A 23,138-nucleotide genomic window follows, 5' to 3' on the forward strand; every position below is an offset into this window, starting at 1 on the left:
ATTGACAGAACTAGGCAATCATTTAAAAGAGGCGAGAATCGCCAAGGGCATGAGCCTTGAGGATCTCCAGACAGCAACGAAGATCCAGAAGCGCTATCTCGTAGGAATTGAAGAAGGAAATTACAGCATGATGCCGGGCAAATTCTATGTCCGGGCATTCATCAAGCAATATGCCGAGGCTGTCGGCATTGATCCTGAAGAGCTTTTTGAGCAGTACAAGGATGACATCCCAGTCACCGCTGCGAGTGATGACATACCTGAAAAGCTTTCAAGGGTTCAGACCAGGAAGAATATTTCCGGCAGCAATTCGAAGCTTGCGGACCTGCTCCCCAAAATACTGATTGGTGTCTTCGTTGTCGGCGTCATCGCACTTCTCTATTATTTCATCGTTATGGCAAACAACGGGAAAGATGAGGGTGAGCCGGCCGATAACGGCAATACCCAGGGTGTTGAATATGGCCAGTCGGATGATCTTGCAAAAGAAGAGCCTAAGGAAGAGGAAGGCAAGGAAGAAGGCGATGGTGCTGCTGAGGAAGAAGAGCCGGCTGAGGAAGAAAAGCCGGAACCGCCTGCACAGGAAGTTGCTGTCGTCGAGTCAGCTGGCAATGATACTGTATATGAAGTGAAAAACGCTGATAAATTCTTGCTGAAAGTGGTCAGCACAGGCGAAACCTGGGTGAGCATCAAGAATGGCAAAGGCTATTCCTTCTTCGAGGGAATGCTTTTAAAAGGTTCTGCCGAAAGCCAGACAATCGATTTGTCGAAAGAGTCTGAGGCTGTGCTCGTAGTTGGAAACACCTCCCAGACTGAACTGTATATCAATGATCAGAAGCTGGAATATGCTATTCCTTCTTCCCAGAGTGTTAAGCAGGATATTACCATCCGCTACACAAAAACGACAGAATAGCCATCCATGCGATGGCTATTTTTTTCTCTCAGCGGCCAGAATAGAAGAGTGGAACAAGATAAAAAAGTGAAAAAATTGCTATATTTATTTTTTTGCTGTAAAACTATAGAGTAAGACTTTTCTGAGGGCATAAATGTTTTCTGCGCCTTTAGCGCAAGTCTGCCGAAACTACATAGCTTTTTGGAGGTACATAATGAACTTGCCTAATAAAATTACTGTATCAAGGATCTTCTTGATTCCGCTTTTTTTAATTGTGATGCTTGTTCCCTTCTCATGGGGAGAGACAGCCTTTTTAGGAGCTGAAATGCCTGTCACGCATCTTGTCGGGGCCTTGATTTTTATCATTGCTTCTGCGACAGACTGGGTTGATGGCTATTACGCAAGGAAGCTGAATATGGTCACCAATCTCGGGAAATTCCTTGATCCGCTCGCAGATAAACTGCTTGTATCAGCAGCGCTGATTGTTCTGGTCGATCTTGAACTGGCGGCTTCCTGGATTGTCATCGTCATTATCAGCCGTGAGTTTGCCGTTACAGGCCTCAGGCTTGTCCTTGCAGGGGAAGGGGAAGTTGTGGCAGCCAATATGCTTGGCAAGGTGAAAACATGGGCACAGATTGTCGCCATTTCGGCACTCTTGCTGCACAACATCATCTTTGAATTAATTTCCGTGCCGTTCGATGACATTGCGCTTTGGGTGGCAATGATCTTTACAATCTGGTCAGGCTGGGATTATTTCTACAAAAACAAAGCCGCCTTCATCAATTCCAAGTAATATGCAAGAGACTGTAATATGAGGCTTCAACAGGAGGGGACAAAGGATATGAATGCAGAAATCATTGCGGTGGGTTCGGAGCTTTTGCTTGGACAAATCAACAATACAAACGCCAGATTCCTCTCCAGGCAGCTGGCGGATATCGGCATCAATGTGTTTTACCATACAGTTGTTGGAGACAATCCTTCCAGGCTCAAAGCTGCGATCGGGATAGCCGAGGAGCGCTCTGACCTGGTCATTTTCACAGGGGGCCTCGGCCCGACCAAGGATGATTTGACAAAAGAGGCCATTGCAGAGCATCTTGGCGCCGAGCTTGTCCATAATGAAGAAGCGCTCCGCCAGATCGAGCTTTATTTCGAAAGGGCCGGCCGGGTGATGACAGAGAACAACCGGAAGCAGGCGATTGTACTTAAAGGGTCTGAAGTGCTTCCGAATGACCATGGCATGGCGCCGGGAATGGTATATGCAAAAGGAACTAAAACCTATATGCTCCTTCCCGGCCCTCCGAAGGAAATGGAGCCGATGTTCCTCGCCTACGGACACCCTGCACTGCTTGCCAGGATGGATTCTCAGGATAAAATTCTCTCCAGGGTGCTCCGGTTCTTCGGAATCGGGGAAGCGATGCTTGAGACAGAGATCGAGGACCTGATTGACAGCCAGTCCAATCCAACTATAGCGCCTCTCGCTGGAGACGGGGAAGTGACCCTGCGGCTGACAGCCAAGCATCAAAGTCTTGATGCGGCCCTGCAGCTGATAGAAGAAACGGAAGAGAAGATACTCAGCAGGACCGGCGAATTCTTCTATGGCTATGACGATTCCTCCTTAATGATTGAGCTGACAAAAGCGCTGAAGGAAAAAGGCCTGACGATCGGCTGTGCTGAGAGTCTGACAGGCGGCATGTTCCAGCAGGAATTCACTTCCATACCTGGAGCAGGGAGCCTCCTTAAAGGCGGGGTTGTCTGCTATACAAATGAAGTGAAGGAAAAGGTCCTGAATGTAAAAAAAGAAACCATTGAAAAAGATGGCGTTGTCAGTGAAGCGTGTGCCACTGAGCTGGCTGAGAATGCGGCCGCACTGACAGGGGCCGACATTGGAATCAGCTTTACCGGGGTTGCAGGTCCTGATGAGCTTGAAGGAAAACCTGTCGGCACCGTCTATATCGGGATAGCCATCAAAGGCAGGCCCACACATGTGGAGAAGCTGAACCTCGGCGGATCCCGTGCAGCCAATCGGTCCCGATCAGTAAAATACGGCTGCCATTTCTTATTAAAAGAGCTGAAAGAAAAATAGAAGGAACAGGCCGTTTACTATGGCCTGTTTTCTATTTTATTGAAATCCCGGCTTCTTCGGACTTCACAGAATTCTTATCTTATCTGGCAATATGGCAAACTGCGAAACTGTGCTAATCTCTCTTTCTATTATTCAGACAGCTGGCCGATTTGCCGTTTCCGTATAAAAAGAGGCGGCTGAAAAAGAGTTTTCTCTTAAGCGAATCAGGGTATTTACCCATCAATGTCCCTCTCAAAAAAAACGAATGAATGTTCGACTTTTTGCTCGACAAACAAGCAGAAAAAGTATATAGTAAAGATAGGTTCTTTGAGATAGATTTTGAAATATGCAATGCATATTTTTCTTTATATATAAAGGAGGAAATCACTAGTGAGTGAACGTCAAGCTGCATTAGATATGGCTTTAAAGCAAATAGAAAAACAATTTGGTAAAGGATCGATCATGAAGCTTGGGGAGCAGACTGACCGCAAGATATCAACTTCCCCGAGCGGCTCCCTGGCGCTTGATGTTGCGCTTGGAGTCGGAGGCTACCCTAAGGGGCGCATAGTTGAAATCTATGGTCCGGAAAGCTCGGGTAAAACGACTGTTGCCCTTCATGCGATTGCAGAGGTGCAGGCGAATGGCGGACAAGCTGCCTTTATCGATGCTGAGCATGCCCTTGACCCGGTATATGCCCAAAAGCTGGGCGTTAACATTGATGAATTGCTGCTTTCCCAGCCTGATACTGGGGAACAGGCGCTTGAAATTGCTGAAGCCCTTGTACGAAGCGGTGCCATTGATATCCTTGTCATCGACTCAGTAGCTGCCCTTGTACCGAAAGCAGAGATTGAAGGGGAAATGGGTGACTCCCATGTCGGTCTTCAGGCCCGCCTTATGTCCCAGGCCCTTCGTAAATTATCAGGTGCCATTAATAAATCAAGAACGCTCGCCATCTTTATCAACCAAATCCGTGAAAAAGTCGGAGTCATGTTCGGAAACCCTGAAACTACTCCAGGCGGCCGTGCGCTTAAGTTCTACTCTTCCGTACGTCTGGAAGTGCGCCGTGCTGAAACTTTAAAGCAAGGCAATGAAATGGTCGGAAACAAAACCAAAATCAAGGTCGTCAAAAATAAGGTTGCTCCTCCATTCCGTGTCGCAGAAGTTGACATCATGTACGGAGAAGGCATCTCAAAAGAAGGCGAAATCATTGATATGGGCTCTGAACTGGATATTGTCCAAAAGAGCGGCTCCTGGTATTCATACAATGAAGAGAGACTTGGCCAGGGACGCGAAAATGCGAAGCAGTTCCTTAAGGAGAATCCTGACTTAAGGCTGACCATCCAAAAGCAGATCCGTGACCACTACGGCCTCGATGAAGAGAAGATATTAGAAGAAAACCAGGATCAGGATCAGGAGCATTTCGAACTGATTGATTGATCACTTGAGGCAAAGCCACAGGCTTTGCCTTTTGCTTTTTTATGCTGTGGTGTTAAGATTGGCTGTAAAGGCATGGTGCAGGAGAAGGTTTTGGAGGAGAAAGAGATACTTTCGGCCCAGTTGGCAGACTTGTCCGAAATATTAAAAAAAGCCGCAAGGACAAACCCTTGACAATAAAAATCCACAGCTTTACAATTATATTGTATATTTTACATTTTTATGAGTATTTGAAAACGTTTAAAGCCTTAGTGCTGTATGTTGATCTTAAACAATGTACATGCCGACACTTTAGAAACGTAACACAAAAAAGTTCATAGCAAGAGGAGGTGAAATGATGGATATTTTATTAGTCATCTCCATTTTGCTTGCCCTAGTCGTCGGTGCAGTTGTTGGCTATTTTATTCGCAAATCGATTGCCGAAGCAAAAATTGCAGGTGCTAAGAACGCTGCTGAGCAAATCCTTGAGGATGCAAGGCGTGAAGCTGATGCTTCAAAGAAGGAAGCCCTGCTGGAAGCAAAAGATGATATTCACAAGCTTCGGACTGAAGCTGAACAAGAAGTTCGTGATCGAAGAAATGAGCTGCAAAAACAAGAAAATCGTTTACTGCAAAAAGAGGAGAATCTTGACCGGAAAGATGAATCGCTTGATAAGCGTGAGTCAATCCTGGAGAAAAGAGACGATTCTCTTAACAAAAAACAACAGCATATTGAAGAGATGGAAAGCAAAGTGGACGAGATGGTACGAGCACAGCAATCTGAGCTGGAACGCATCTCAGGCTTAACTCGTGAAGAGGCAAAATCCATCATTTTAGATCGGGTCGAGCAGGAAGTTGCTCACGATATTGCCATAATGGTGAAGGAAACGGAAAACCGCGCGAAGGAAGAGGCTGACAAGAAGGCGAAGGAAGTATTGTCATTGGCCATCCAGCGCTGCGCTGCAGACCATGTTGCAGAAACGACCGTATCAGTGGTCAATCTGCCTAACGATGAAATGAAGGGACGTATCATCGGCCGTGAAGGACGTAATATACGTACACTTGAAACGCTTACCGGAATTGATCTCATCATCGATGATACTCCGGAAGCAGTCATTTTATCCGGGTTTGATCCAATCCGCCGTGAGACAGCAAGGCTTGCTCTCGAAAAATTAGTTCAGGATGGACGCATTCACCCGGCGAGGATTGAGGAAATGGTGGATAAAGCGCGCCGCGAAGTGGACGAGCATATCCGTGAAATCGGTGAGCAGACGACCTTTGAGGTCGGCGTACACGGACTTCATCCGGATCTTATCAAAATTCTCGGCCGCCTGAAATTCCGTACCAGCTACGGACAGAATGTGCTGAAACACTCAATGGAGGTTGCCCAGCTTTCAGGGCTGCTGGCTGCTGAACTTGGCGAGGATGAAACGCTTGCCCGCCGCGCCGGTTTGCTTCATGATATCGGTAAAGCAATCGACCATGAAGTAGAAGGAAGCCATGTTGAAATCGGTGTTGAACTTGCGACTAAGTATAAAGAGCATCCGGTTGTCATCAACAGCATTGCTTCTCACCATGGCGATACAGAGCCAACATCTATTATCGCTGTACTTGTTGCTGCAGCAGATGCTTTATCAGCAGCAAGGCCTGGAGCGAGAAGGGAAACGCTTGAAAACTATATCCGCCGTCTGGAAAAACTGGAGGAGATTTCCGAATCCTATGATGGAGTCGAGAAATCATTTGCCATCCAGGCCGGAAGGGAAATCAGGATCATGGTTAAGCCTGATCAGATTGATGACCTTGAGTCACACAGGCTCGCAAGGGATATACGCAAGAAGATTGAAGAAGAGCTTGATTATCCAGGACATATCAAGGTTACGGTCATCCGTGAAACGAGAGCCGTTGAATACGCAAAATAAAGCAGTGCTTCGGCGCTGCTTTATTTTTTTTGCCGTATCGATACGAATGGAATTCATCTTTTTTGTGTTACAATGTTAACAGTGAAGAAATTGAAGTTAGGAAGGGTTTGCTGAATGAATATTTTGTTTGTTGGAGACGTAGTTGGTTCTCCCGGGCGTGATATGGTAAACGAATATCTGCCTAAATTAAAAGACAAGTACCGTCCGCAGGTGACCATTATTAATGGTGAAAATGCAGCCGGCGGAAAAGGAATTACTGAAAAGATTTACCGGGGCTTTTTGGAAGCAGGCGCGCAGGCGGTGACCCTCGGCAATCATACATGGGATAACAGAGAGATATTCGAGTTTATCGAGAGTGCGAAATATCTGATCAGGCCTGCCAACTTCCCGGATAATAATCCTGGAAAAGGCATTGTATATTTAAAAGTGAACAGTGATGAAGTGGCTGTCATCAATCTCCAGGGCCGGACCTTTTTACAGCCGTCCGACTGTCCGTTTAAAAAAGCCGATGAACTCATCGAGGAAGCGCGGAAGCGCACTCCCTTCATCTTTGTCGATTTTCATGCAGAAGCGACAAGCGAAAAGCAGGCAATGGGCTGGTATCTTGATGGAAAGGTTTCTGCTGTGGTCGGTACGCACACACATGTCCAGACGGCAGATAACAGAATCCTTCCGGACGGTACTGCCTTTATAACCGATGTGGGCATGACTGGCCCCTATGACGGAATCCTGGGCGTTGAGAAGGAAGCTGTATTGAAGCGGTTCATTACAAATCTTCCAGTCCGTTTTGAAGTGCCGAAGGAAGGCAGGGACCAGCTTAGCGCAGTGTCGGTTGAACTGGACAGGAAAACAGGGCTGGCCAAGAAAATAGAACGGATCCTGATTAACGAAGATCATCCTTTTTTCAGCTGAAGAATAGGGGGCTGCCTTTCCATAGGCAGTCCCTTTTTGTATTGAAGGACCTTTGAAAGTACGCAATTTTCCAATATTTTGTCCAAGCTGGAATATGTTTTTTATCCTCTGAATATAGTAGCAATGGAATGATATACCTGATGTGTCCGGGGGCAAATATCCTATGGGCATGCAGGAGGGGATAAACAAGGAGGAGCTAGGAATGGAAATATTAAAAGTTTCAGCAAAGTCTAATCCTAATTCTGTAGCTGGTGCGCTTGCTGGTGTTCTGCGTGAAAGAGGCGGCGCAGAAATCCAGGCAATTGGTGCGGGTGCATTGAACCAAGCGGTTAAAGCAGTAGCGATCGCCCGAGGATTCGTAGCGCCTAGCGGAGTGGATTTGATCTGTATTCCTGCTTTCACCGATATTAAGATTGATGGTGAAGAGCGGACAGCGATAAAGCTGATTGTGGAGCCAAGATAACAAAAGGGGAAAAGCAGTGCATATACAAAAAAATGTCCTTTGTTTTGGGCAATAAATAGCCGGCAGCACATCATCTTTGCCTGTTTGCGTGTAGATAGCAAACAGGCTTTTTTCAATCCTGGGAAAGAGTATGCCCCAGTTTATTTTTACATCGATTGCTGCAGGGATAAAGGAAATATAATAGCATCCATCGAATATAGATGCTATCCAGATATATTGAAAGGGGAGGAAGCATGAACATTTTCGATTCTCACTGTGACGTTCTTTATAAAATGTTTATTGATCCTTCAATTGATTTCAGGAGCAGCAGCCGGCTGCATGTCGATTACGAGAAGCTTCGGGAAGCATGTTCTAAGGTGCAGTGCTTTGCCGTCTATGTCCCGGAATCCGTCCATCCGAATATGAAGTTTCATGCTGCGCTATATATGATTGAGCTTTTTTACGATAGGGTGCTCAAGCCGTTTCCGAAGATGAAGCATATTAAGGAAAGAGGGGAGGCATACCAGCTGAAAGAGGATGAAATCGGCGCAGTTCTTACGCTTGAAGGGTGCGACTGCATCGGGGATGATCTTCTTAAGCTGAAAACACTGATAAGGCTTGGAGTATCTTCTGTCGGGCTCACATGGAATTACAGCAATTATGCAGCAGACGGCGCCCTTGAGGAAAGGGGCGCAGGATTATCGTCCTTTGGAAAAAAAGCAGTCAAAATCCTGAATGAAAAGCAGTGCTTATGCGATGTATCCCATCTCTCCGAGAAAGGATTCTGGGATGTAATGGAACTGGCAGAATATCCTTTTGCATCGCATTCCAACTGCCACGCCCTTTGCCCTGTGCCCAGAAACCTGAACGACAATCAGCTGAAGGCGCTGATTGAAAGGGACAGTGTTATCGGCTTGACTTTTGTCCCGGATTTTTTGACAGGCACCAAACAATCGGCGATTTCTGACATCCTTAAGCATATAGACCATGTCTGCTCCCTGGGAGGAGAAGACCATACAGGTTTTGGATCAGATTTTGACGGCATTGATGATACAGTAGAGGGACTGTCTTCTTTTAAATATTATGGGAACCTAGTAAACGAGCTTCAAAAATATTATTCTGAGATACAAGTGGAAAAATTCCTTTTTCGCAATATGGAAAAAAGGCTGCCTCCTGCCGGAAGAAACGAGTTTGACGGATGAAGGACTTCCTTCAAAAATACCATTCACACAGGGGCTCAGGACAGGATTATGCGAGCCTTGCCTCCCGGGGATTTATTCTTTGGAAAGGGTTGCTTTTTTCGGGGGTTCGGTCTAGAATTGAAAGCGTTTAGTACCCTTTTGCACCTTTTTTAAAGCTGTTTTCCGTTGTTTAATAGGCTGCGGGGGTTTATTAATAGACCATACAATTATACATATATAGAACAATCCGAAGGGGTGTAATGAATGTTAAAGCAGCTTTCTTGGAAAGTAGGCGGACAGCAAGGGGAAGGAATTGAGAGTACAGGGGAAATCTTCTCTATAGCCCTTAACCGCCTTGGCTATTATTTATACGGGTACCGGCATTTTTCTTCAAGAATCAAAGGAGGGCATACGAATAATAAGATCCGGGTCAGCACGTCCCAGATCCGTTCCATTTCCGATGATCTTGATATTTTAGTAGCTTTTGACCAGGAAACAATCGATGTGAACTATAAAGAGCTGCATGAAAAAGGCGTCATTATCGCCGATGCAAAATTTGATCCGAAGAAGCCTGAGGATACGAATGCATCGCTGTTTGCCGTACCTTTTACTGAGCTTGCCACTGAGCTTGGGACTTCTTTGATGAAAAATATGGTCGCTGTCGGTGCAACCTGCAGCATTCTTAACCTGGATATCAAGGTTTTTGAGGAAGTTGTCCAGGAAATCTTCGGCAGAAAAGGGCAGCAGGTTGTTGATAAGAACATGGAAGCCATCAAAGCCGGATTTGACCGGATGAAGGAACTGGCTGGCGAAGGCGCTGAGCTGATGGAGCTTGAAAAAGCTGATGGAAAAAAACGCATGTTCATGATCGGCAATGATGCCATTGCACTTGGTGCGCTTGCAGGCGGCTGCCGGTTCATGGCAGCTTATCCGATCACTCCGGCATCTGAAATCATGGAGTACCTGATTAAGAAGCTTCCTCCGCTTGGCGGCAGTGTTATCCAGACAGAAGATGAAATTGCGGCTGTTACCATGGCGATCGGCGCCAATTATGGCGGTGTCCGTGCAATGACTGCTTCGGCAGGACCCGGGCTGTCATTGAAGATGGAAGCAATCGGCCTTTCCGGCATTACCGAAACACCGCTTGTGATTGTAGACACACAGCGCGGAGGACCTTCTACAGGCCTTCCTACAAAGCAGGAGCAGTCTGACCTGATGGCGATGATCTATGGCACACATGGGGAAATCCCGAAAATCGTATTTGCGCCAAGCACGGTCCAGGAAGCATTCTATGATGCAGCAGAAGCTTTCAATCTGGCAGAAGAATACCAGTGCCCTGTCATCATGCTTTCTGACCTGCAGCTGTCTCTCGGCAAACAGACAGTTGAGCCGCTGGACTTCAGCAAAGTTGAAATCCGAAGAGGCAAGCTTGTGGACGAAGAGCTGCCTGAAATTGAAAACAAGGGTTATTTCAAGCGCTATGAAGTGACAGAAGACGGGGTATCTCCGCGCGTGGTGCCAGGCATGAAGAACGGCATCCATCACGTAACCGGCGTGGAACATGACGAAACTGGAAAGCCTTCTGAATCTGCTGCCAACCGGAGAGATCAGATGAACAAGCGTTTCCGGAAAGTCGAAAATATCAAGTTCAGCAATCCGGTCCATAAAAATGCTCCGCATGATGAAGCAGACCTCCTGATTGTCGGCTTCAACTCCACAAGGGGAGCTATTGAGGAAGCCATGGGCCGCCTTGAAAAGGATGGCCTGAAGGTAAATCATGCTCATATCCGCCTGATCCATCCGTTTCCGTCTGAAGAGCTCAGACCGCTGATGGAGTCTGCCAAAAAGGTGGCCGTTATTGAAAATAATGCGACAGGCCAGCTGGCAAATATCATTAAAATGAATGTCGGCCAGCATCAAAAAATCAATAAAATACTGAAATATGACGGGAATCCGTTCCTGCCGAATGAAATCCATACCACTTGCAAGGAGCTGTTCTAAATGGCCACATTTAAAGATTTTCGCAATAACGTCAAGCCCAACTGGTGCCCTGGATGCGGAGACTTCTCTGTCCAGGCCGCCATCCAGCGGGCAGCTGCCAATGTAGGGCTCGAGCCGGACAGCCTTGCAGTCGTCTCAGGCATTGGATGTTCCGGCAGGATTTCCGGCTATATCAACTCATATGGATTCCACGGCATCCACGGGCGCGCACTCCCGATTGCCCAGGGTCTTAAAATGGCGAACCGCGATCTGACTGTCATCGCTTCCGGCGGTGACGGAGACGGCTTTGCCATCGGGATGGGGCATACCGTCCACTCCATCCGCCGCAATGTCGATATTACCTATATTGTAATGGACAATCAGATTTACGGACTGACAAAAGGGCAGACTTCACCAAGGTCCGCGGCCGGATTCAAAACAAAGTCCACGCCGCACGGCTCTGTCGAGCAAGCCATTTCACCGATGGAAATGGCTCTGACAGCGGGGGCGACGTTTGTGGCCCAAAGCTTTTCAACTGATCTGAAGGACCTGACAGCGCTGATCGAAGCAGGCATCAAGCATAAAGGCTTCTCGCTCATCAATGTTTTCAGCCCGTGCGTTACTTATAATAAAGTGAATACGTACGACTGGTTCAAAGAAAACCTGACAAAGCTCGCCGATTTAGAAGGCTATGACTCTTCAGACCGCTCCATGGCCATGCAGACGCTGATGAAGCATGACGGACTTGTCACAGGTTTAATCTACCAGGATACAGAGCGCAAATCCTATCAGGAAATGCTCCCCGGCTATTCCGAAACACCGCTTGCCCATGCCGACCTGAAGATCGATGAAGAGCATTTCGGAAAACTGACAGCTGAATTTATGTGAGTAGAAAAACCGCTGGGCTGACCCGCGGAAAGCGGAGGTCCTGGAACGGAAAATAACAGACTACCTGCAAAGAGCTGGGGTCCTGCAAAGTAAATAGTTCAGATCATATGGAGTCAACAGCTGAACCACACACGTTTTGTAATGGAAATAGCATGGTCATTAAAAAAACAAAATAGCCTGGGATAACCCGGGCTATTTTAAATAGGTTGTTCTTATGCCCCCATCGCTGGAAAATTGAACTGCCGAGTTATTATTAATAAAACCAGGTTCCCTGCTAATGGAGAAAAATAGCGGGAGAAATTCCCCTTATTTGAAAAATAGCACTGAAAACCCCTTAAATAGAGGGAGAAGTTTCCCTTATGTGACTTGGAAGTGTGAAAATAGAGGGCTTTTCTTTTAATAGAGGTAAAAACTCCTCTTATTTTACCCAAAAACCGCTCTAATCTGCGATTAGCAGTAAAACCTCCCCTTATTTTTCTATCACTGGTTACTCACTCTTCAGCTTTCCATCTGCTGTATTTGCAAAGAGCAAGTATGCACTCAAAGCGGACTCATATGCCATTTTCAGTGTTTTCCACGGAAAGTGAACTACTTGCCTGCAAAGCCCATGCCTTTTTCCTTTTCAAAAAATAAATCCATCCATCATTCTCAGCTGCCAAAGTACCAATAGAGTCAGTATCCTTACAGGATTTCTATTGTTTTCAGCGTTTTAAACCCTTATACTATTATAATGTGTACAACATTCTAACTGCGCTTACATGAAAAAATGAAAACAGCGATTTCCGTTTGGTTATACAGAAGAAAGGGGTACTTTCTATGAACGAAAAACAGCGGATGGAAGGCCAGCTGGCTGCTGCTGCAAATCCTTCGGACAAAAAATCCGAAAAGGACTACAGCAAATACTTTGAAACCGTATATGCGCCTCCTTCCTTGAAAGATGCAAAAAAACGCGGGAAGGAAGAGGTCCGCTATCATAAAGATTTCAATATTCCGGCTGAATTCCAGGGCATGGGGAATAACCGCAAATTCTATATCAGAACATTCGGCTGCCAGATGAACGAGCATGATACAGAAGTCATGGCCGGCATCTTCCTCAGTCTCGGCTATGAGCCGACTGGCACTGTCGAGGATGCGAATGTCATTCTCCTGAACACATGTGCAATCCGTGAGAATGCCGAAAACAAAGTGTTCGGCGAGCTTGGCCATTTGAAGCACCTGAAAAAAGAACGCCCTGACCTGCTGCTTGGCGTATGCGGCTGCATGTCGCAGGAAGAATCAGTCGTCAATAAAATCCTGAAGACATATGACCAGGTGGATATGATCTTTGGCACGCACAATATCCACAGACTTCCAAACATTCTGCAGGAAGCTTATATGTCAAAAGAGATGGTTGTCGAAGTGTGGTCAAAAGAGGGAGATGTCATTGAGAATCTGCCTAAAGTCCGCAAAGGCAATATCAAGGCCTGGGTCAACATCATGTACGGCTGCGATAAGTTCTGCACCTACTGCATTGTCCCTTACACAAGGGGCAAGGAGCGGAGCCGCCGCCCTGAAGAGATCATCCAGGAGGTGCGCCAGCTTGCCGCCCAGGGGTATCAGGAAATCACCCTGCTAGGGCAGAACGTCAATGCCTATGGGAAGGACTTTACAGACCTCCAGTACGGCCTAGGCGACCTGATGGATGAAATCAGGAAGATTGACATTCCGAGAATTCGCTTCACAACGAGCCATCCGCGTGATTTTGATGATCACTTGATTGAAGTGCTTGCCAAAGGCGGCAACCTTCTTGAGCATATCCATCTTCCAGTCCAGTCAGGCTCGACAGATGTCCTGAAAATCATGGCAAGGAAATATACGCGTGAACAGTATCTGGAGCTTGTGAGGAAAATCAGGGCAGCCATCCCGAATGCAACTTTTACAACAGATATCATTGTCGGCTATCCGAATGAGACGGAAGAGCAGTTCGAGGAAACTCTTTCCCTCTATAGGGAGGTCGGATACGAGTCTGCCTATACTTTCATTTACTCTCCGCGTGAAGGCACACCAGCGGCCAAGATGAATGATAATGTGCCGATGGAGGTCAAGAAAGAGCGCCTTCAGCGCCTGAATGCCCTGGTTAATGAAATGTCGGCTGAAGCGATGAAGAAATATCACGGACAGACTGTAGAGGTCCTGGTTGAAGGCGAAAGCAAGAACAATCCCGAGGTTCTGGCAGGGTATACAAGAAAGAACAAGCTTGTTAACTTTAGAGGACCAAAGTCAGCAATTGGAAAGATTGTTTCTGTTAAAATTACAGATGCAAAAACATGGTCATTAAATGGAGAAATGGTTGAAGAGCTTCAACCAGCTGAGGTGAAATAATGGGGAAATATACAAAAGACGATATCATTGCACGTGCAAGGGAGCTTGCACAAATCATAGCAGAAACAGAAGAAGTGGACTTTTTCAAAAGAGCGGAAGCGCAGATCCACAGCAATGAAAAGGTCCGTACTGCGATTACCAGCATAAAAGGACTTCAGAAGCAGGCAGTTAACCTGCAGCATTTTGGAAAGGAAGAAGCTTTAAAGAAGACCGAAGCCAAAATCGAGGAGCTTGAGCGCCAGCTTGACGAGATTCCGGTTGTCCAGGAATTCAAGCAATCCCAGGTGGAAGTGAATGAGCTTCTTCAGCTTGTTGCGACCACGATCAGCAACAAAGTCACAGATGAAATCCTCGTTTCTACAGGAGGCAACATCCTGAGCGGTGAAACAGGAGCAGAACTGCAAAACAAAAACGGCTGCCAGCATTAATGCTGGTGACCCTTGCATCCCTTTTGGGTGCAGGGGTCTTTTTTTTGCCAATTTGAAACTGAGCGGAGTTCTGCCTCCTTAAGCCCGTGTCCCCCCAGTCCGGGCAACCATGACACCAAACCATGGGTATCCGCATAGAATACCGTATATCGCACCTTACAAGAAGCTCTGCATGCACCCTTAAAATTGTAATCACACTAGTCTAATATCCCGCATAGGATGAATTGAAAATGAATGAGGAGGGTTCGCTCGCAATGGGAGAATACAGAGAGATAATTACAAAAGCCGTCGTAGCGAAGGGACGCAAATTCACCCAGTCCAATCATACGATATGCCCGGCACACCACCCGTCAAGCATCCTTGGCTGTTGGATTATAAACCACAAGTATGAGGCGAAAAAGGTCGGCAAGACAGTTGAAATCTGCGGCTATTATGACATTAACGTTTGGTATTCCTATAACGATAATACGAAGACGGAAGTCGTTACTGAACGGGTTGATTATAAAGATGTCATCAAACTTAAATACCGTGATCAGGACTGCTTAGATGATCAGGATGTCATTGCCAAAGTACTGCAGCAGCCGAATTGTGTTGAAGCAGTCATTTCCCCGAACGGGAACAAAATCATCGTCCATGTGGAAAGGGAATTCCTTGTGGAAGTAATCGGCGAGACGAAAGTCTGTGTAGCCGTGTACCACGGCGAATGCGATTGCGATGATGACGAAGTATGGGGCCTCGATGTCGAGGATGAGGAATTCGAGGATCTGAATCCGCACTTCCTGGTCGGAACAGAAGAAGAATAATCGTAAACTAGGAAGGTTCCGCTTCCTAGTTTTCTTTTGTTTTCTGCCGCAGCAGCCAGTCAAAAAGACCAAGGCAGTCTCCGTCAAAAGGCTGAATTTTCTGCATGCTGTTTCTCCTATAATGAAGCTGAGGCCGAACTGCACAAAGGAGAGATTATAATGCAGATTTATCAGGTTAACCTGCAGTGCTTCCATCTTGAAGAGATGTGCGCCTTTTATACGGAAGTACTGGAGATGGAGCTGATCCACCAGACTGAGAAATGGTTTTCCGTAAGGGCAGGAAGCACAAAGCTGTTTTTTGAAAAAGGGGGAACAGTCCCTTTTTATCATCTTTGCTTCCGGACAGATGCAGCTTATTTTGATCATATTTATAGCAGGCTTGGAGCAGAAAGCTGCCTGCTTTCCAATGAAGAAGGGGAATACAGCCTTTTTTGGGAAGGGAAGCAGGCTTATTTTGCTGATCCGGACGGCAATATACTGGAGTGCCTTGAGCGGCCGGCATCCCGCAGCCAAACAGCCGGGGGCTGGCATGATGTCGGGGAAGTCGGCTTCCCCTCGGCTGACGTTGCCGGAATGCAGGCAAAGCTGATGCCGATCCTTGCTGATAAGCAAGGGGCAGATAGCAGTTCATTCGCGTATTATGGTGATGATGCGGGTGTCCTTGTCCTCGTAAAAGAAGGACGCTGCTGGTACCCCACAGACCGGAGAGCCGAAATCCACCCGATTAAATTAATCGTCTCAGGCAGCAGTGATGCCCATTATATGGACGATGACCTTCCGTACGAGATTCAGGTCAGAGGGGAGTGGCAGCAGCCAGTATCTGCCGTTCAAGTCAGGATCGCCAGGCCGACAAACCAGCTGGAAAAAATCAAGCATTTTTATGGAGAAGGACTTGGGCTCAAGGAGCTGGGAGGATTCCACCATGAAGGATATAAAGGTGTGATGTACGGTCTTCCGGAAAGGGAATACCACCTTGAGTTCACAGAGACGGATGAAAAACACGAGCTCCCCGGTCCTGCAAAAGACCATCTGCTCATCCTGTATATCCCTGATCTTCATAAGCTTAACTCAGCTGCAGACCGGCTGATGGCAATGGGCTATCAGGAAGTTGAGCCGGAGAATCCCTACTGGGGAAGGGGCGGCATTACCATCGAAGATCCAGACGGGTGGAGGATTGTGCTGATGAATACAGCGGGCATCTGAAATATTTTTAAAAAAGCAATGCCAGATATCCCCTTAAACCCGTATTTCTGCCTGCTGTCATATTGCCCCTCAGCAAACAACGGGAGCTTCGCTTATGCTATAATAGATAGCTGAAGAGAAATAATGAGAGATGTTGTTTGGAGGATATTATGGCAGCTTACACGCCGATGATACAGCAGTATTTACGAGTAAAAGCAGACTATCCTGATGCCTTTTTATTTTTCAGGCTCGGAGATTTCTATGAAATGTTTTTTGAGGATGCCATCAGGGCGTCCCAGGAGCTTGAGATTACCTTAACAGGCAAGAATGGCGGAGTGGAAGAAAAAATTCCGATGTGCGGGGTTCCCTACCACTCTGCCCAGCAATATATAGAGCAGCTTGTTGAAAGAGGCTATAAAGTAGCCATCTGCGAACAGACAGAGGACCCCCGCCAGGCCAAGGGTGTCGTAAAAAGGGAAGTAGTGCAGCTCATCACGCCCGGTACCCTGATGGAAGGGCGAGGGCTCAATGAGAAGGAAAATAACTATATTGCGTCCATTTCCGCTTTTTCAGACGGTTCGTTTGGGTTTGCCTGCAATGACCTTTCCACAGGAGAGAACAAAATCACCCTGCTTGCCAGCCAGGAAGAGGTTTTGAATGAGCTATCGATGTCAGGGGCTAAGGAAGTGGTTGTTTCTTCCGGCTTCGACCCGGAAATGGAGCGCAAGTTCAGGGAGCGTTCTGTCGCGGCTGTGTCTTACGAACAGGACGCAGGCATACAAGAGATGAGCGCTCCTCTATTGGATGCCCTTAATCAGGACAAGCTCAGGGAGACAGCGGCAAGATTGCTGAATTATTTGTTCAGGACACAGAAACGGAGCCTTGACCACCTGCAGCCGTTTGCCACATACCAGGTGCACCAATTCATGAAGATTGACTATTTTTCCAAAAGGAATCTGGAGCTGACTGAAACGATCAGGTCGAAAGGGAAAAAAGGTTCGCTTTTGTGGCTTCTGGATGAAACCAAGACGGCAATGGGGGCAAGGATGCTCAAGCAGTGGATCGACCGCCCTTTGATTGACAGGGAAGCAATCGGACGGCGCCATTCGCTCGTCCAATCCCTGTTGGACGATTATTTTGCCAGGCAGGACCTGCGAGAAAAGCTGAAAGAGGTTTACGATCTCGAGCGCCTGGCAGGGCGCGTGGCGTTCGGGAATGTTAATGCCCGCGATCTGATCCAGCTGAAGAGCTCGCTTCTTCAGGTCCCTCTGCTAAAGGAGCTTGTCGGAAGCCTGCAGAATGAGGATGCACAAGAACTGGCTGAGAAGCTTGATGCATGTGAAGAAATCACAGATCTTCTTGAAAGCGCGATTGTCGATAATCCGCCGATCTCCGTGAAGGACGGGAATATGATCCGGGATGGCTACCATGATGAGCTGGATCAGTACCGTGACGCGAGCAGGAACGGCAAAACATGGATTGCAAAGCTGGAGGCCCAGGAGCGGGAACGTACGGGCATCAAGTCTTTAAAGATCGGTTATAACCGGGTATTCGGCTATTATATCGAAGTTACGAAGGCCAATATCCACCTCCTTGAGGAAGGGCGTTATGACCGGAAGCAGACCCTGGCCAATGCAGAACGGTATATCACACCGGAGCTGAAGGAGAAGGAAACACTGATCCTCGAAGCGGAAGAGCGCATTACTGAGCTTGAGTATGAGCTGTTTTGCCATGTCCGCGACCATGTGAAGGAATATATCCCAAGGCTGCAGTCACTAGCTAGGACGGTCAGTGAGCTTGATGTGCTGCAGTGCTTTGCACAGATCAGCGAGGACCGCCATTATGTACGCCCTGTTTTTTCCGGCAGCCGGGAAATCAGCGTGAAGGAAGGGCGCCATCCAGTCGTGGAAAAAGTGATGGACAGCCAGGAATATGTCCCGAATGACTGTGTGATGGGAGACGGCCGCGAGCTGCTCCTGATCACAGGACCGAATATGTCCGGTAAGAGCACCTATATGCGCCAGGTTGCCCTGACAAGCATCCTTGCGCAGATCGGCTGCTATGTTCCGGCATCTGAGGCGGTGCTGCCGATTTTTGACCAGGTATTTACAAGGATCGGGGCAGCGGATGACCTGATCTCCGGTCAAAGTACCTTTATGGTTGAAATGCTGGAGGCAAAGAATGCGATTGCCAATGCCACACAGAACAGCCTCATCCTTTTCGATGAAATCGGCCGCGGGACTTCCACCTATGATGGCATGGCGCTGGCCCAGGCGATCATTGAGTATATCCATTCACGGATCGGGGCAAAGACCCTGTTCTCGACCCACTATCATGAGCTGACAGTTCTGGCTGAAGAGCTTCCTGATCTGCAGAATGTCCATGTTAGTGCCATAGAGCAAAATGGCAAGGTTGTGTTCCTTCACAAAATTAAAGAAGGAGCAGCAGACAAGAGCTATGGGATTCACGTCGCCCAGCTGGCAGAGCTGCCGGCAGAATTGATTGACCGGGCAAATGAAATACTTGAGCAGCTTGAAAGGAAAGAGGGAGAACCGGCTGAACTGCCGGTTCGCGAAAAAGTAGCGGCGGGCATGCCTGAACTCACAGCAGCTGACCCGGCCCCAGTACCGGCCCAGGAGGTTCGCGATGCCCAGCTGTCATTCTTTGATGGCCCGGCAGAGCCGAAGAAAGCAAGCTTGAGCCCGGCCGAAAAGAAAATCCTGGACAAGCTGGCCAAGATGGATATTCTTGAAATGACGCCGCTTGACGCGATGAATACTTTATATGAACTGCAAAAAACGGCAAAAAGCACGAAGAAATAGTAAGAGGAGGTGTTGCTCGTGGGAAAGATAGTTCAGCTCGATGATGCCCTTTCCAATAAAATTGCCGCAGGTGAGGTGGTCGAACGGCCGGCATCTGTCGTAAAAGAGCTGGTGGAGAATTCCATTGATGCGGGAAGCACCATAATCGAAATTGATGCAGAAGAGGCGGGCCTCTCAAAAATCCGCATCATTGACAACGGGGAAGGCATTGAAGAAGATGATGTGATCACCGCCTTCCAGCGCCATGCCACAAGCAAGATCAAAGATGAAAATGATCTGTTCCGCATCCGGACACTCGGCTTCAGAGGGGAGGCGCTGCCCAGCATCGCCTCTGTCTCCAGGCTGGAGCTGAAGACCTCGACAGGAGATGCAGGCACAAGGATCCTGATTGAAGGCGGAAAGGTGGCGGAATTTGAAAAGGCCGCGAGCCGGAAAGGGACAGATATCACCATTTCCGATCTGTTTTATAATACACCGGCCCGGCTGAAATATATGAAGACGATCCATACGGAGCTTGGCAACATTACTGACGTGGTGAACCGCCTCGCCCTTGCCCACCCGGAAGTATCCTTCCGCCTTGTCCATAACGGGCGGAAGCTCCTGCATACGGCAGGGAACGGGAATGTGCAGCAGGTGCTGGCCTCTATCTACGGCATGAATATCGTCAAAAAGATGATTCCTGTCGAGGCAAGCTCTCTCGATTTCCATGTTCATGGCTATATCGCACTGCCGGAAATCACCCGTGCTTCACGCAATTATATCTCAACAATGATCAACGGCCGGTTCATCAAGAATTATCCGCTGGTTAAAGCGATCCAGGAAGGCTATCATACCCTGCTGCCGATCGGGCGTTATCCGATTGTGCTTTTGAATGTACAGATGGATCCGCTGCTTGTGGATGTCAATGTCCACCCTTCCAAAATGGAGGTCAGGCTGAGTAAGGAGCATGAACTGAATGAGCTTGTAGCGGGTACCATTAAAGAGGTCTTCAAATCACAGGAACTGATTCCTGCCGGCTTTGCCCCGGCAAGGGCTGAAAAACCGAAGTCTGAGCAGACCTTTTTTGAACTGGACCATCTTCCGGAAAAAGTGATGGAACCTAGGGGAGAACAGGCTCAGCACGTGCAGAATGACAGCAGGCAGGCACCGTTTGAATCCGGACAGCCAATGTTCATCAAAGAGGAAATGGCTGTCAAGGAGCGTGAGGAAGCATCTGCATTTAAGCCGCAGGATATACTGCGGACTGATGGCATAGCATTTCCATTCAGAGCTGAACAGCCAGCAGGCAGCCAAGACTATTTGGAAGATGATGAAGAAGAGGTGATCGAGGGGACAGAAGAGCCGGAAGCTGCTGCCGTTCACAGGGTGCCGCCATTATATCCGATCGGCCAGATGCATGGCACCTATATTCTCGCCCAAAATGACCGCGGCCTTTATATCATTGACCAGCATGCTGCCCAGGAGCGGATCAAGTACGAATATTTCAGGGACAAAGTCGGCCAGGTGGAAAGCGAGCTGCAGGAAATGCTCGTTCCGCTGACATTCGAATATGCTGCGGATGAATATATTAAAATCAATGAACATGTTACTGAGCTTGAAAAGGTAGGAATCTTCCTCGAGCCTTTCGGGCAGAACACATTCATTGTCAGGTCCCACCCCCAGTGGTTCCCTAAGGGAGAAGAGCAGCAGATCATAGAGGATATGATTGAACAAGTGCTTTCCATGAAAAAGGCCGATGTGAAAAAGCTGAGGGAAGAAGCAGCCATCATGATGAGCTGCAAAGCTTCTATCAAGGCCAACCACCATTTGCGCAATGATGAGATACAGGCTCTGCTTGATATGCTCCGCAAATCATCAGACCCGTTCACATGCCCGCACGGCCGTCCGATTATCATCCATTATTCTACCTATGAAATGGAAAAGATGTTTAAAAGAGTCATGTAATTCTATCTTTTATTTAAATATTTATGAACTATGTCAGAAAGCCCTTCCCCCAGAGGAAGGGCTTTCTATATGATAGAAATGGAGGCGAAGTGAAATGAAAAGATATTGGCTCGTGAAACTCAGGAAAAACAGGAATCTGACCCAGTCAGATATTGCAGATCTTATTCATATAGACAGGGCTTATTATTCACAAATTGAATCAGGCCTGAGGAATCCGAGCGAAGAAATAAGCAGATCAATCGGCAGGGTCCTCAACATTGACCCTTTGCTCCTTTTCTCTGATACCAATGCTTTTCAGGATGCATTTTTTCAGACCCGAAGCATCCTTGCCCACAGCGATCTGGATCTCCGCTATACATGGGTTTATAACCCGACCGGCATGGAGAAGGTCCAGCATTTTATCGGTGCCAGGGATGATGAGCTAAATTACACTATAGATGCAAAGATAATATTAAATCTAAAGAAAAAGGTCATCGACACCAAGAAGACCATCTCTGTCTATGACAGCTGTTTCCACGATGGAGAATCTTACAATTATTGCTTTATCGGCTATCCGCTTGTCGACCAGTCCGGCGTATTGATTGGGGTAGGCACCATTGCCATGAGGCTGGATAATATGACAGAGGAAGAATGAACACGATGCCCTTCTGGCAGGAAGGGCAGCCATGCGTACAGACCCCGGATTTTTCAGTTTTATCGATGTTCTGTTACACACTCTGCTTCGATAAGTTCCTCTTTTAATTCCTCCAATGTGCCGCTGATATGGATAACCTGCTGCAAAAAATAAAAGGTGGAAGCTTCAGCAGGATTATCTTTAAGATCTTCCTCTGAATATAGATACACCCGTTTTCCAAAGCCAAGGGCGAGTCCAAGCTCAATATGGCTTCCCTTCCCTGCCGGAAGGATGATGACAACAAAATCTGCTTCCTTCACTGATGCAAATTCAGCTTCCCCGATTGAGCGGAGCTCCCCCGCATTTTCAGCCCGGCTATTGCCGGTCCAGTCATAAGTTTGGTAAAAGCCTTTCTCCATTAAGAATGCCGCAAGCTCCCGGACCTGAGAAATATTAGCAAAACTTGAACCGATGTAAAACTTCATCCTATCATCCTTTCAATGGGTTATTCATCGTGTATAGTGTCAGAACAATTTGTCAATGAGAGACATACTTTTTTAATTGTTAATAATAATATTATGTAAACAAATATGCTAACCTTCAGAGTTAGCCTGTCTGCTTCAGTTTTACACACTTTCGACCATATGCCTGTGACAGGAGGAAATTAAGGCACCAACAGCGAAATAGTGAACGAGCATTGGAAGGGGGAGGATATGGTATGGAACTCGGCTTAAATCCTGACGAAGTAAGGCTGGCTGACCATTCACCTGGCTGGAAGAAAGAATTTCAAAAGGTGCGCAAAAATCTGCAGGTAAACACAAATATCCCTGACAGCCATATCGTGCATATTGGCAGCACGGCTATCACAGGCATCCCAGCTAAACCAATCATAGATGTCATGGCAGCTATTGAAGATCTGGCTGCTATTGATAAACAACTGATTGCCGGACTGAGAGCCGCAGGTTTTCAACAATTGAAAGTAAAAAGGCCCGGGGAAGTGGTTTTTGCCAGATTTACAGATAATGATTACAAAATCAAAACCCATTTTTTGCATCTTGTCGAATATGAAGGAGAATTATGGAAGAATCTCCTTTTCTTCAGGGATTATTTAAATGAGAACGAAGACGCAAGAAAAGAGTATGTACAGCTGAGGCTCGATTATATAAAGAAGACATCTACAGGCATTAAAGAGTACACAGAGTACAAGGAAAGCTTTGTGAAAAGGATTGCAGCGCTCAGGGGAACAGAGGGAAAGTAATGAAAAAAGGCAAGAAAGCCTGTCTCTTAAGGATTTTTTGCACGC

At 47.3% G+C, this 23,138-nt stretch carries 19 protein-coding genes and 1 pseudogene; 19 read left to right on the forward strand and 1 reads right to left on the reverse strand.

The features are described from left to right. The first annotated feature begins 1 nt into the window (after position 1). The 18 genes and pseudogenes from ACQCVH_RS06180 to ACQCVH_RS06265 all read left to right on the forward strand — a co-directional run bounded on the left by ACQCVH_RS06180 (position 2) and on the right by ACQCVH_RS06265 (position 21,856). Positions 2-907 (forward strand): helix-turn-helix domain-containing protein, encoded by a 906-nt coding sequence (locus tag ACQCVH_RS06180; protein WP_426834952.1) that lies wholly within the window; start codon positions 2-4, stop codon positions 905-907. Between the two features lie 193 nt (positions 908-1,100). Further along, positions 1,101-1,679: a CDP-diacylglycerol--glycerol-3-phosphate 3-phosphatidyltransferase gene (gene pgsA, locus ACQCVH_RS06185; protein WP_224903605.1), complete on the forward strand. Its 579-nt coding sequence runs from the start codon at positions 1,101-1,103 to the stop codon at positions 1,677-1,679. 48 nt (positions 1,680-1,727) lie between these two features. Continuing rightward, a complete protein-coding gene (locus tag ACQCVH_RS06190) occupies positions 1,728-2,969 on the forward strand; it encodes a competence/damage-inducible protein A (protein ID WP_426834953.1) in 1,242 nt (413 codons plus the stop codon). Positions 2,970-3,338: 369 nt separating this feature from the next. Next, a complete protein-coding gene (recA, locus tag ACQCVH_RS06195) occupies positions 3,339-4,385 on the forward strand; it encodes a recombinase RecA (protein ID WP_426834889.1) in 1,047 nt (348 codons plus the stop codon). 331 nt (positions 4,386-4,716) lie between these two features. Next, positions 4,717-6,279: a ribonuclease Y gene (gene rny / locus ACQCVH_RS06200; protein WP_426834890.1), complete on the forward strand. Its 1,563-nt coding sequence runs from the start codon at positions 4,717-4,719 to the stop codon at positions 6,277-6,279. 114 nt (positions 6,280-6,393) lie between these two features. Further along, positions 6,394-7,191 (forward strand): TIGR00282 family metallophosphoesterase, encoded by a 798-nt coding sequence (locus ACQCVH_RS06205; protein WP_426834891.1) that lies wholly within the window; start codon positions 6,394-6,396, stop codon positions 7,189-7,191. A 202-nt stretch (positions 7,192-7,393) separates the two neighbouring features. Further along, entirely contained in the window at positions 7,394-7,654 is a 261-nt protein-coding gene (gene spoVS, locus ACQCVH_RS06210; protein WP_009791522.1) for a stage V sporulation protein SpoVS, read from the forward strand. A 233-nt stretch (positions 7,655-7,887) separates the two neighbouring features. Next, the gene (locus ACQCVH_RS06215; RefSeq protein ID WP_426834892.1) at positions 7,888-8,835 is read left to right on the forward strand and encodes a dipeptidase; all 948 of its coding nucleotides are present in this window, start codon (positions 7,888-7,890) and stop codon (positions 8,833-8,835) included. Positions 8,836-9,078: 243 nt separating this feature from the next. Beyond that, positions 9,079-10,815: a 2-oxoacid:acceptor oxidoreductase subunit alpha gene (locus ACQCVH_RS06220; RefSeq protein ID WP_426834893.1), complete on the forward strand. Its 1,737-nt coding sequence runs from the start codon at positions 9,079-9,081 to the stop codon at positions 10,813-10,815. Continuing rightward, positions 10,816-11,682, forward strand: a complete 867-nt coding sequence (locus tag ACQCVH_RS06225) for a 2-oxoacid:ferredoxin oxidoreductase subunit beta (protein ID WP_426834894.1) — start codon at positions 10,816-10,818, stop codon at positions 11,680-11,682. A gap of 816 nt (positions 11,683-12,498) precedes the next feature. After that, positions 12,499-14,043, forward strand: a complete 1,545-nt coding sequence (miaB, locus tag ACQCVH_RS06230) for a tRNA (N6-isopentenyl adenosine(37)-C2)-methylthiotransferase MiaB (protein WP_426834895.1) — start codon at positions 12,499-12,501, stop codon at positions 14,041-14,043. Further along, positions 14,043-14,471: a YlbF/YmcA family competence regulator gene (locus ACQCVH_RS06235; protein ID WP_224906549.1), complete on the forward strand. Its 429-nt coding sequence runs from the start codon at positions 14,043-14,045 to the stop codon at positions 14,469-14,471. The genes miaB and ACQCVH_RS06235 overlap by 1 nt, the downstream gene beginning before the upstream one ends. 254 nt (positions 14,472-14,725) lie before the next feature. Further along, positions 14,726-15,274: an outer spore coat protein CotE gene (locus ACQCVH_RS06240; RefSeq protein ID WP_224906565.1), complete on the forward strand. Its 549-nt coding sequence runs from the start codon at positions 14,726-14,728 to the stop codon at positions 15,272-15,274. A 159-nt stretch (positions 15,275-15,433) separates the two neighbouring features. After that, positions 15,434-15,745, forward strand: a pseudogene (locus ACQCVH_RS06245) (VOC family protein); the annotation flags it as partial. 291 nt (positions 15,746-16,036) lie between these two features. Beyond that, on the forward strand, positions 16,037-16,477 hold the full coding sequence (locus ACQCVH_RS06250) for a VOC family protein (RefSeq protein WP_426834954.1): 441 nt from the start codon (positions 16,037-16,039) through the stop codon (positions 16,475-16,477). A gap of 149 nt (positions 16,478-16,626) precedes the next feature. Further along, entirely contained in the window at positions 16,627-19,278 is a 2,652-nt protein-coding gene (mutS, locus tag ACQCVH_RS06255) for a DNA mismatch repair protein MutS (protein ID WP_426834896.1), read from the forward strand. An 18-nt stretch (positions 19,279-19,296) separates the two neighbouring features. Further along, positions 19,297-21,222: a DNA mismatch repair endonuclease MutL gene (mutL, locus tag ACQCVH_RS06260; protein WP_426834897.1), complete on the forward strand. Its 1,926-nt coding sequence runs from the start codon at positions 19,297-19,299 to the stop codon at positions 21,220-21,222. A gap of 94 nt (positions 21,223-21,316) precedes the next feature. Continuing rightward, the gene (locus ACQCVH_RS06265) at positions 21,317-21,856 is read left to right on the forward strand and encodes a helix-turn-helix domain-containing protein (RefSeq protein WP_426834898.1); all 540 of its coding nucleotides are present in this window, start codon (positions 21,317-21,319) and stop codon (positions 21,854-21,856) included. A gap of 59 nt (positions 21,857-21,915) precedes the next feature. On the opposite strand, the gene ACQCVH_RS06270 is transcribed toward ACQCVH_RS06265, so the two are convergent. Then, the gene (locus ACQCVH_RS06270; RefSeq protein ID WP_426834899.1) at positions 21,916-22,320 is read right to left on the reverse strand and encodes a nucleoside 2-deoxyribosyltransferase; all 405 of its coding nucleotides are present in this window, start codon (positions 22,318-22,320) and stop codon (positions 21,916-21,918) included. 233 nt (positions 22,321-22,553) lie between these two features. On the opposite strand from ACQCVH_RS06270, the gene ACQCVH_RS06275 reads away from it, so the two are divergent. Further along, positions 22,554-23,093, forward strand: a complete 540-nt coding sequence (locus ACQCVH_RS06275; protein ID WP_426834900.1) for a GrpB family protein — start codon at positions 22,554-22,556, stop codon at positions 23,091-23,093. Positions 23,094-23,138 lie beyond the last annotated feature (45 nt).

It is taken from the genome of Bacillus infantis (assembly GCF_050107595.1).
Taxonomy (GTDB): Bacteria; Bacillota; Bacilli; order Bacillales; family Cytobacillaceae; genus Bacillus_AB; species Bacillus_AB infantis_C.